The sequence below is a fragment of the Aquimarina acroporae genome (assembly GCF_023195925.1).
Lineage (GTDB): Bacteria > Bacteroidota > Bacteroidia > Flavobacteriales > Flavobacteriaceae > Aquimarina > Aquimarina acroporae.
Window position 1 is genome coordinate 138,058 of sequence record NZ_JALPRE010000013.1, and the last position, 11,436, is coordinate 149,493.

Sequence of the window (11,436 nt, forward strand, 5' to 3'; positions counted from 1 at the left end):
AAGCCGTACTTTTATCGTAGAATACATAATTGATATTAATGAAAAGAAAGAGTAGAAGAAGAAAAAAGTCCCCAAAAATACCGAATATTACCCAAGGAATACTGAAAATATTAAAGGCAGAACCCAATAAGACTTTCAATTATAAACAAATAGCTTCAAAATTTGGTGTAAATGATGCAAGCAGCAGAAACCAAATCGTCAAAAAGCTTTCTCAATTAGCCGCCAAAAAACAAATAGAAGAAGTTGATAGAGGTAAATTTAAGATTATTCCAAATGCAAATACATTTACAGGGATACTCGAAGTCACCTCAAAAGGAACAGGTTATGTTATCGTTGAAGATTTAGGCGATGATATTTTTATTCCTTCCAATAATTTAAATAAGGCATTAGATGGAGATGAGGTAGAAGTGTATGTGTATCGAAGAAAGAGAAGAGGAAAAAGTGAAGGAGAAATTTCAAGAATTTTATCTCGAAAGAAGAGTGAATTTGTAGGCGTTATAGAAATACAAAAGAACTACGCTTTTGTAAATATGCAGGACACTAAAATGTATACAGATGTTTTTGTTCCTAAGAATAAAATTGGAGAAGCCGAGCATGGTGATAAAGTGTTGGTAAAACTAGAAGATTGGCCAGATAATGCAGAATCTCCTTTTGGTAAAATCACAAAGGTTCTAGGTAAACCAGGCGAGCACAATACAGAAATACATGCGATATTGGCACAATATGGTTTACCTTATGAATTTCCGCATGAAGTAGAAGAATTTGCAAATCAAATAAACACGAGTATTCAAGAATCTGAAATCCAGAATCGTAGGGATATGAGAAATACACTCACCTTTACGATTGACCCAAAGGATGCTAAGGATTTTGATGATGCTTTATCTTTTGTTGAACTCGAAAACGGAAACTATGAGATAGGTATTCATATTGCAGATGTTTCACACTACGTAAAACCAGGTACCATACTTGATGATGAAGCTTATGAAAGAGCTACTTCGGTATATCTGGTAGACAGAGTTGTTCCTATGCTTCCCGAAATTTTATCTAATAATGCTTGTTCTCTTAGACCTCATGAAGAAAAATATACGTTTTCTGCGGTTTTTGAATTAAATGATAAAGCCGAAATCAAGAATCAATGGTTTGGTAGAACGGTAACATATTCTGATGCACGATTTGCTTATGAAGAGGCTCAACAAATTATAGAGACCAAAGAAGCAGTTATTCCAGCAGATATTTCACTTACAGGAGAAATGTATAAGGCTGATGAAGAAATAGTTAAGGCTGTTCTTAAGTTAGATGAATTAGCAAAAATCATGCGTGCAAAACGTATGAGACAAGGTGCTATTTCTTTTGACAAAGTTGAGGTACGCTTTTCTTTAGACGAAAAGAATGACCCCACAGGAGTCTTTTTTAAGACGTCTAAGGATGCAAATAAGCTTATTGAAGAGTTCATGTTGCTTGCTAATAAAAAAGTGGCTGAATTCATCGGAAAACAGAATCCTAAAAAGACATTTGTCTACAGAGTACACGATGAACCTAATGATGAAAAATTAGCAGCATTACAAAACATCATTGGTAGGTTTGGTTATAAGTTAGACCTAAAAGATAGAAAAACAACTACAAAATCTTTAAACGGATTACTTAAAGATGTTCAAGGTAAAAAGGAACAGAACCTTGTAGATACTTTAGCAATTCGTAGTATGAGTAAAGCTGAGTACACAACGCATAATATAGGCCATTATGGGTTAGCTTTTGATTATTATTCTCATTTTACATCACCAATAAGAAGATATCCAGATGTTATGGCACACCGTTTGCTGCAACATTATTTGGATAATGGAAAATCTGCAGCCGAAGAAGAGTTTGAAGAAAAGTGTAACCATAGTAGTAGTATGGAAAACCTTGCGGCCAATGCCGAAAGAGACTCTATAAAATACATGCAGATCAAATTCATGAAAGATCATGAAAATGAGCAATTTTTAGGCGTAATTTCTGGAGTAACAGAATGGGGTATTTATGTAGAAATACTAAGCAATAAGTGTGAAGGAATGGTTCGTCTTAAAGATATCGATGATGATCATTATGTTTTTGATCAAGATGAATATGCTGTTATTGGTCAAACTTCAAAGAAGGTGTATCAATTGGGTGATGAAGTATATGTAAAGGTTAAAAATGCAGATTTGGTGAAAAGACATCTTGACTTTACTTTGTTAGGAAGTAGAGAAGAATTGTCATAATCAGAAATTAAAACCGTTTATAGTAATACGGAAACACACAAATCTTAGGTCTAATTTTAAATTCGAGGTGATGAAAAAAATAGCATTTGTTCTTATGTTTTTGGTGGTTGCAACAATGCAAAGTCAAGACGTGATCACAAAAAATGTAGGTGATTTTAATGAATTGAAGGTATTTGATAAAATTCAGGTTACACTGGTAAAATCAAATGAAAATAAAGTTGAAATAACAGGTATTAAAAGAAGAAAAGTAGATATTGTTCATAGCGGTAATCTGCTTAAAATTAGAATGTTTATAGATAATATTTGGGACAACAACAATACCAAGGTTACGGTGTATTACACTCAAATAAATAAGATAGACGTCAATGAAGGAGCCAAGGTTAAAGTAGAAGATGTTTTAACCGCTGAAACTTTAGATCTTAGAGCTCAAGAAGGAGCTGGTATTAAGGCAGAACTAGATGCTGGATTTGTATATGTAAAATCTATTAGTGGAGGTCAAATTGAATTAGATGGTGTTGCCAAGGAACAAGAAGTTGTAGTTACTTCTGGAGGGCAATACTACGGAAGGGATCTTAGAACCAAAGAATCACAAGTAAAGGTAAATGCAGGTGGTACTGCTGAGGTAAATGCCAAGAATTATATTAAAGCAAATACCAATGCTGGTGGTACTATTCGAATTTATGGAAACCCAAGAGAAATCGATAAACAAAAATTTATTGCAGGGAAAATTGTTGAGGTAAACTAAGTAGTTTTTTTAACTTTGTAAGAAACATCTATAGAAACGATGCTTCAAGATGCTCAAGCTGCTATACCAATAGGATTTTTTCTAGCTTTTTTAATAGGCCCTGTATTTTTTGTGTTGCTGGAAACAGCTGCTATCAAAGGATTTAGAGCGGCTTTGGTAGTAGATTTAGGAGTAATCTTCGCAGATATAGTTTTTATATTAATTGCCTATTATAGTACCGACAAAATAATTGATAAGATTAAAGATGATCCTGCATTATTAATACTAGGAGGATCATTAATAACTACTTATGGGGTAATTTCTTTTATTCAGGAAAAGAAAAATTATAAACGATTACGAGATACATCAGTAGAAATAATTAATAAACGCAATTACTTCGTGTTGTTTATTAAAGGCTTTCTATTAAACTTTATTAATATTGGTGTATTGGCATTCTGGATTTTTATTTTAGTTGGTTTTAGAACTCAGGATAATGTTACTCCAAGAAGAATTATACTTTTTTTCTCATTTATTTTGGCAACATATCTATTTATAGATTTATTTAAAATATTATTAGCTAAGAGATTAAAGAAAAATTTAACTCCTAAACGAACGTATCTTATAAAAAGGGGGATAAGTGTTATCTTAGTAGTTTGTGGGATTTTTGTGATCCTAAAAGGAGTGGTACCAGACACTGTAGAACAACAAATTCAAGACAGGATAGATAAAATAAAGCCAGAGTCGATAAGTATAAACTAATAAAAAAATCCTGTACCAATCTGTACAGGATTTTTTTGAGGTGTCGAGCGGATTCGAACCGCTGTAGATGGTGTTGCAGACCACTGCCTAGCCACTCGGCCACGACACCAGTTTTTGGTTGGAAGGCAAAAGTAAAAAAATTTATTATTTCTTAGTATACTTTTTACATTAAAACTTCAATGTTTAATGTTAACCTAGATATTTTAACGAATTTTTGTTCTGGTTATCGTAACCATTTCTACGTTTCCTCCAATGGGAGGATTAATTTTAGATACATCTACAGTAGCTTTTTCAACAAGCGGCAATTCATCTAAAATCCTTACTAAAATACGTTCTGCAGCATGTTCGAGCAGCTTAGATCGAATTGCCATTTCTTCTTTTACTATGAGATTGAGATGAACATAATCTACAGTATCGCTCAGACGATCAGAAATAGCAGATGTATTGAGATTTGCCTTTATTTTAAGGTCTACTCTATAATCTGAACCTATTTTTTTCTCTTCTACAAGGCAACCATGATATGCATATACCTTGATGTTTTTGAGTTTAATTAATCCCACAAAATTTTTTAGCAAAGGTATAAAGAATCTTTTTGAATAGGAGTAGGGAAAACCACCCCTTTTTTAATTGTGTTTGTTTTTTATCAAATAATTCTAGTAAAGACTTTTATAACTGTAGCTAAGCATTGTTAGAATTTGTAGTTTTGTGCTTTATTTAGATTAATAATGACTGACGAAAAGAAATCACTCAATTTTATTGAGCATATTATAGAGGAAGATTTAAAAAACGGAATGAATAGTAATGATTTACGTTTTCGTTTTCCACCAGAACCTAATGGCTATTTGCATATTGGCCATACCAAGGCTATTGGTATTAGCTTTGGTTTAGGAATAAAATACGATGCTCCGGTAAACCTTCGTTTTGATGATACGAATCCAGCAAAAGAAGAACAAGAATATGTAGATGCAATAAAAGAAGATATTGCTTGGTTAGGGTATACATGGGATCAGGAATGCTATTCTTCAGATTATTTTCAACAACTCTACGATTGGACCGTGCAATTAATAAAAGAAGGTAAGGCATATGTAGATTCTCAAACGGCTGAGGAGATTGCAGAACAAAAAGGAACTACCACAGAACCTGGAATCAATAGCCCTTATAGAGATAGATCTGTTGATGAAAATCTTGATCTTTTCGAAAGAATGAAAAACAGGGAATTTGATGAAGGAGCCCATGTAGTACGTGCTAAAATTGACATGGCAGATCCTAATATGTTAATGCGTGATCCCTTGATGTATCGTATTCTTAAAAAGTCACATCATAGAACAGGAGATGAGTGGTGCATTTACCCTATGTATGACTGGACACATGGTGAAAGTGATTATATAGAAAGTATTTCACACTCATTATGTTCACTTGAGTTTAAACCACACAGAAAACTTTATGATTGGTTTTTGGATCAGGTTTACACTAGCAAAATAAGACCTAAACAGAGAGAATTTGCACGTCTTAATCTTAGTTACACGATTATGAGTAAGCGTAAGCTACTTACATTGGTAGAAGAAGGTGTTGTGTCTGGTTGGGATGATCCTAGAATGCCTACTATTTCAGGTTTAAGAAGACGTGGATATACTCCGGCATCTATACGTAAGTTTGTAGAAACCGTAGGAGTGGCAAAACGGGAAAACGTGATAGATGTATCATTGTTAGAGTTTTGTGTAAGAGAAGATTTAAACAAAACAGCTCCTAGAGTTATGGCTGTTTTGGACCCTGTGAAAATGGTAATCACAAATTATCCTGAGGGACAAGAAGAGTGGGTAGATGCAGAAAACAACCCAGAAGATCCGTCTTCTGGATCAAGAAAAGTTCCTTTTTCTAAAGAACTATATATTGAAAGAGAGGATTTTAAAGAAGAAGCTGGTAGAAAGTTTTTTAGACTTACTCTTGGTAAAGAAGTGCGACTTAAAAATGCCTACATAATAAAGGGAGAAGGTGTAGTAAAGGACAATGAAGGAAATATTATTGAAATATACTGTACTTATGATCCCAAAAGTAAGTCGGGTAGTGGTACCGAAGAATCAAAACGTAATGTAAAGGGAACTTTGCATTGGGTTTCGGTTTCACATGCTCTTTCTACCGAAGTTAGAGTATATGATCGTTTATTTAATGATGAAGCACCAGGAGGGCATAAGGATAAGGATTTTATGGAATTCATCAATCCAAATTCATTGAATGTATTAACAGGATATATAGAGCCTAGTTTAGCCGATGTAGAGGCTTTGGATCAGTTTCAGTTTCAACGTTTAGGATATTTTAATGTAGATCCAGATAGTAAAAAAGGGGCTTTAGTGTTTAATAAAACCGTTGGTTTAAGAGATACTTGGGCAAAGGTTAAACCTTCTATTCCTCAAAATTCTGGTCATAAACCACAACAAAATAACCAAAAACAAGTACCTGCAATTGAAGAAATAAAAAGAGCAGGGAAGAAGTATACCAACCTACCAGAAGAAAAGAGAGAGGTACTTAAAAACAAGATTAAGGAAGCGGCAAAAAATGTTGATATCGATGAGTTAGTTCCATTATACGGAACAGCGGTTAAAAAGGCTGGAACCCGTATTGCTACTATGATAGCATTGGGTGTGGTTCTTGAAACTAAATGTAGTACACCAGATCAAGAGGCTAAAGATTTTATAACAAAAGCTTTAGAAGATAAGAATGAATTATTGGTGAGTGAAGCTAGAGAAATAGCAAATAAGTATAGTCTATAAAAAAAAGAAAACCCTCTGAGTAATAAAATCAGAGGGTTTTTATATACTTTGAAATTACTTTTAGTTATCTGCGATATGTTCATCTAAAGGAATTTCAATATCTGTTTTAAAATTTGGAAAAAGATCTTTGGTTTGAGGATCATCGAGTAACTTATTAGACTCAACAAAATACCATTGTGATTTTTTCTTATCATAAAATCCAAATAACGAGCTTTTAAGGGTTACAGTTCTTCCACTGAAATCCATAATCACAGTATTTTTTACCAAACAACGATATTCTTTGCCTTCTTTTTTTACTTCGGTAACTTCGTTTACGGTGGAACTCTTTATTTTAATATTTTGAGCATCCATCGTTCTAAAAATCTCATCCATCGTTTCCATTAATTTTTCTTCACCATAAGCATTAAAGATGTTAGGATGTGTGTATTTAAGAATAGTACTTAAATTTCTATCGATAGATGCTTTTGATGTAGCTTCTGCATCTCGTAGCGCTTCTTTTTCTAAAGTTTTTAGATTTTGGGAAAAGACCGTTCCCGAAACCAAGAGTAGAATTAAAAAGTAATTTTTCATGGGACCAAATTTTTGTAAAGGTAACTAATTTTATAACTATAATATTTTCTTATTGTTCTGTATTTTTTATAATTTTTAACTATTAAAAATGAGTCGTTTTAAAGCTTTTTAAGAACAGAAAAAAACAAAACAATATACTTTTATTGGTTATATAGCAAAAACTATGCAAAACGTTTTAAAATGATTTTTGAGTAAAATTTTATGGTTTTTTAGTGTTTGCAAAAATAAAACCCGATTATAAAGTATAATCGGGTTTAAATACTGGTAAAAGTTAAAAATTATTCTTCGGTTCCTGGTTTTTTCTTACCAAGACCTTTTTTAAGATTTTGTCGTTTCATTTCTTCTCCAATTTGATTGGAAGCCGTAAAAGAAGCAATCATATTATTTAACATATCGCTACCTGCTTGTGGTGAATTTGGCAACAGTATAAGATTACTATTGGTTTCTTCACCTATAGATTGCAAAGTATCATAATGTTGGGTCACTACAATTAGGGCAGATGCTTCTTGAGAATTTATACCTACGTTGTTTAATACATCAACACTTTCTTCTAGACCTCTTGCAATTTCACGACGTTGGTCGGCAATACCTTGACCTTGTAATCGCTTACTTTCGGCTTCGGCGCGTGCTTTGGCTACGATTTTTATTCGTTCTGCTTCAGCTTCATACTCTGCAGCAATTTTTTCTCTTTCTGCAGCGTTAATACGGTTCATAGCTTCTTTTACTTGTAAGTCCGGATCGATATCGGTTACAAGAGTTTTTATGATGTCATATCCATAATTGATCATCGCTTCATTAAGTTCTGATTTTACAGCTATAGCAATGTCATCTTTTCTTTCAAATACATCATCTAATTTCATTTTTGGAACCTCGGCACGAACTACATCAAATACATATGAAGTGATTTGATCGTGGGGGTTTTCAAGTTTATAGAATGCATCGTATACCTTGTCTTTAATAACTTGAAACTGTACAGATATTTTTAATCGTACGAAAACATCATCCTTAGTTTTGGTTTCGACAATTACATCTAACTGCTGAATTTTTAGGTTAATTCGTCCTGCAATACTGTCTATAATGGGAATTTTCATTTGTAGACCCGAATTTCGTACACTAGAAAATTTACCAAAACGTTCTATAACGGCCGAAGTTTGTTGTTTGACAACAAAGAAAAACTTGTATAGAATAATAAAAGCTATTATTACTACTGGAATATAAAAAGGATTCATGATTGTTATGTTATGTGTTAATTGTTTATAAGAATGAATTTACTAATTAATTGCTTATGATAGAGCTGTTATTTCGAAAGAGTTATCATCGCAATATAAGTGTTGGCGAGGTATGAAATGTCAACGAGATCCCATCCTTCCTTTGAAGCGTTATTAAGAGTTTCTTCAACGCGTGTTCTTAGTTTCTGGGTAGACCAATTTTCTACTACCCGAAGTACTTTGTATTGTTTTCCCATAGTCGTTGTTTTAATAAGTAGTTACTATATAAGTGTATGAATTACTTAAAACGTTACAACTAATAGAAATGACAAAAGCCATTGTTCCACGTGAACAATGGCTTTTGTCAAACTGTATGGATATGTTTTTTAGTTTACTTCTATTGCGTTTTCAATGCGTTGAATCGTTTCTTCTTTTCCAACTAGGCTCGCGATATCAAAAAGATCAGGACCTTGTAAAGAACCAACAAGAGCAATACGTAAAGGCATCATAATTTTACCAAAGCCAATTTCTTTACCCTTAATCCAGCTCTTAACAATAGTAGAAACATTGTCTGAAGAAAAATCGGAAATGTCATCCAAAATTCTTGTTAACTCATGCATAAGAGTAGGGGTATCATCTTTCCATGCTTTTTTTACGGCTTTAGCATCATATTCACTAGGTGATATGAAAATAAAATGAGTTAAATCCCAAAGATCATCTATAAAGACAGCTCTTTCTTTTACCATAGAAACTACCGTATTAAGATCAACTGTGGTTTGAATGTTTTTATCATTAAGAATTTTTTCAAACGCTGAGGTAATTATAGAAGTATCTAGATTTTGTAAATGTTGTTGTTGAAACCACTTTGTTTTCTCAGGGTCAAATTTGGCTCCAGCTTTATTCACTCTTGATAAACTAAACTCATTGATAAGTTCAGAAAGAGAGAATAGTTCTTGTTCGGTACCTGGATTCCAACCAAGAAATGCCAGCATATTAATTACCGCTTCAGGTAAATATCCATCTTCTCTATATCCAGAGGAGATATCGTTGGTTTTAGGGTCATTCCATTGTAAAGGGAACACAGGGAATCCCATTTTATCACCGTCTCTTTTGCTTAGTTTTCCTTTACCAACAGGTTTAAGTATGAGTGGGAGATGAGCAAAACTTGGTGCTTCCCAGTCTAAAGAACGATACAACAGCACATGTAAAGCCAATGATGGAAGCCATTCTTCTCCACGAATGACATGAGTAATTTCCATTAAATGGTCATCAACAATATTGGCGAGATGATAGGTAGGCATGCCATCGCTCTTGAACAATATTTTGTCATCAAGAATATTGGTATCAATCTTTATTTCTCCTCTAATTTCATCATTTAGAATCAAAGTTTCATTTTGAGGAGATTTAAATCTAATTACATAAGGGTTTCCAGATTGTAATCGTTGGTTTACATCTTTTTCAGAAAGTGATAAAGAATTATTTAACTCTTCTCTGTTATTCCAATTGTAAATAAACGTTTTACCATTGGCTTCGTGAATTTTCCTGTGTTCATCAAGAGATTCAGAAGTATCAAATGCGTAATATGCATTACCGTTTTCTATAAGTTGATCGGCATATTGCTTATAAAGATGTTTGCGTTCACTTTGTCTGTATGGTCCAAAACCACCATCTTTTTCTGGTCCTTCATCATAAGGAATATTACACCATTCTAGAGCATCTGTAATATATTTCTCTGCACCAGGAACGTATCTTTTTTGATCGGTATCTTCAATTCTAAGAACAAAAGTTCCTTTGTTCTTTTTTGCAAAGAGATAGTTAAAAAGAGCTGTTCTAACTCCTCCAATATGTAAAGGCCCTGTTGGACTGGGAGCAAAGCGCACCCTAATATCTTTTGTCATGAGTTTTTGTTTTAGTCTTTTGTATGGACTATTTCAGTTCTAAAATCAGAGACAAAGATACAATCTTCGATAGGCTAATAAAACGTTTTTATGTATTAGATTTTTTCATAGTATCTGGTACTCTTTTATTCATAATCATAAACCAGAGTGGTGGAAAAAGAGAAAGTACCATTGATGTAGGATACCCAAAAGGAAGTTGGGGACTTTCATCATGATGATCTAGTAATTGGTATTTTTTTGATGCCCGATGATGATGGTCACTATGTCGAGTAAGTTCGTATAACATAATTCTACCAAGCGCATGATTGGAATTCCAGGAATGGATTTCTCTAACGCGCTCATATCGGCCAGAATTTGTTTTGTTTCTTCGTAGACCATAATGCTCGATATAGTTAATAGTTTCAAGCAACAGAAAACCGACAATACCACTAAAAAAGGCAATGTAGAATCCTAACAAACCAAAAATGTAAAAGGTGAAAAGTAAGTATATTCCAATAAAAAGATGGTACCACAACATGTCGTTTTTTATAGAAAAGAATGAACTGTTGTTTTTCTTTAGAAGGTTGCGTTGGATTTTCCAAGAACTTAAGTATTGGCCTATGGTTGAAGTAACCCAAAATAAGTAAACGGGTTGATTGTATTTTGCAGTCGCAGGATCTTCTTTTGTAGCGACTTTTAAATGATGTCCAAAGTTATGTTCTATGTAGAAATGCATGTATAGTGATGGTAAGAGTAAGGCTTTACCAAGAAAACGCTCATAAGTGTTTCTATGTCCTAGTTCATGACCAACATTAATGCCATTTGTACCCAGTACAATACCTGTTGAAATAATGATACCTACTAGTTCATAAGTTTGTAGAGATACAGTAGTAGCTCGGTACAGGGTGATAGCTAGTAAACCGTATATAATAGGAAGATTGACATAAAGCATCCAATCAAATATTCTTTTTTTAGTTAAGCTATCTTTTTCTGTGTCACCAGTATTGGATGTAGAGGCACTTGTAAATAATTCTAATAAAGGAATAAATCCAAAGGCATATATAGGTGTTAAATAGGTATAAATACCTTCTAACCAAAGACCAATAAGTGCTGCAATGGGGATGGTATATGCACAGAAATATTTTAAATCTTTCATAACTAGTTAGCAGAGAATAGGTTGAATTATCATAAATATAACAATTCTATTAAAAATAATGTTGTAGTTTTAAAGGTTAATGGAAAAGGAAGATTTTAGTTATGGATAATTTTGGGTTCATTAAGAGCAAGTTAGAA

At 33.2% G+C, this 11,436-nt stretch carries 10 protein-coding genes and 1 tRNA gene; 4 read left to right on the forward strand and 7 right to left on the reverse strand.

All coding sequences use genetic code 11. The features are described from left to right. Positions 1-38 precede the first annotated feature (38 nt). The 3 genes from rnr to M0D21_RS19030 all read left to right on the forward strand — a co-directional run bounded on the left by rnr (position 39) and on the right by M0D21_RS19030 (position 3,720). Entirely contained in the window at positions 39-2,237 is a 2,199-nt protein-coding gene (rnr, locus tag M0D21_RS19020) for a ribonuclease R (RefSeq protein WP_248332420.1), read from the forward strand. A 70-nt stretch (positions 2,238-2,307) separates the two neighbouring features. Further along, the gene (locus M0D21_RS19025) at positions 2,308-2,982 is read left to right on the forward strand and encodes a head GIN domain-containing protein (RefSeq protein ID WP_248332422.1); all 675 of its coding nucleotides are present in this window, start codon (positions 2,308-2,310) and stop codon (positions 2,980-2,982) included. Between the two features lie 39 nt (positions 2,983-3,021). Next, positions 3,022-3,720, forward strand: a complete 699-nt coding sequence (locus tag M0D21_RS19030; RefSeq protein WP_248332424.1) for a LysE family translocator — start codon at positions 3,022-3,024, stop codon at positions 3,718-3,720. Between the two features lie 38 nt (positions 3,721-3,758). Here the strand turns inward: M0D21_RS19030 and M0D21_RS19035 are convergent. Both M0D21_RS19035 and folB read right to left on the reverse strand, forming a co-directional pair. Next, a tRNA-Cys gene (locus tag M0D21_RS19035) sits at positions 3,759-3,829 on the reverse strand. A gap of 94 nt (positions 3,830-3,923) precedes the next feature. Further along, positions 3,924-4,280, reverse strand: a complete 357-nt coding sequence (folB, locus tag M0D21_RS19040) for a dihydroneopterin aldolase (RefSeq protein ID WP_248332427.1) — start codon at positions 4,278-4,280, stop codon at positions 3,924-3,926. A 165-nt stretch (positions 4,281-4,445) separates the two neighbouring features. Between folB and M0D21_RS19045 the strand changes: the two genes are divergently transcribed. Beyond that, entirely contained in the window at positions 4,446-6,488 is a 2,043-nt protein-coding gene (locus M0D21_RS19045; protein WP_248332429.1) for a glutamine--tRNA ligase/YqeY domain fusion protein, read from the forward strand. A gap of 60 nt (positions 6,489-6,548) precedes the next feature. Here M0D21_RS19045 and M0D21_RS19050 read toward each other — a convergent pair whose 3' ends face one another. The 5 genes from M0D21_RS19050 to M0D21_RS19070 all read right to left on the reverse strand — a co-directional run bounded on the left by M0D21_RS19050 (position 6,549) and on the right by M0D21_RS19070 (position 11,299). Beyond that, complete coding sequence (locus tag M0D21_RS19050; RefSeq protein WP_248332431.1) at positions 6,549-7,058, reverse strand: hypothetical protein; 510 nt, start codon at positions 7,056-7,058, stop codon at positions 6,549-6,551. 278 nt (positions 7,059-7,336) lie between these two features. Further along, positions 7,337-8,287, reverse strand: coding sequence for an SPFH domain-containing protein (locus M0D21_RS19055; RefSeq protein ID WP_248332433.1), 951 nt, complete (start codon positions 8,285-8,287; stop codon positions 7,337-7,339). Between the two features lie 68 nt (positions 8,288-8,355). Next, entirely contained in the window at positions 8,356-8,523 is a 168-nt protein-coding gene (locus tag M0D21_RS19060; RefSeq protein ID WP_248332435.1) for a hypothetical protein, read from the reverse strand. A 129-nt stretch (positions 8,524-8,652) separates the two neighbouring features. Further along, positions 8,653-10,164: a glutamate--tRNA ligase gene (gene gltX / locus M0D21_RS19065; RefSeq protein ID WP_248332437.1), complete on the reverse strand. Its 1,512-nt coding sequence runs from the start codon at positions 10,162-10,164 to the stop codon at positions 8,653-8,655. Positions 10,165-10,252: 88 nt separating this feature from the next. Then, entirely contained in the window at positions 10,253-11,299 is a 1,047-nt protein-coding gene (locus tag M0D21_RS19070; RefSeq protein WP_248332439.1) for an alkane 1-monooxygenase, read from the reverse strand. Positions 11,300-11,436: the final 137 nt, after the last annotated feature.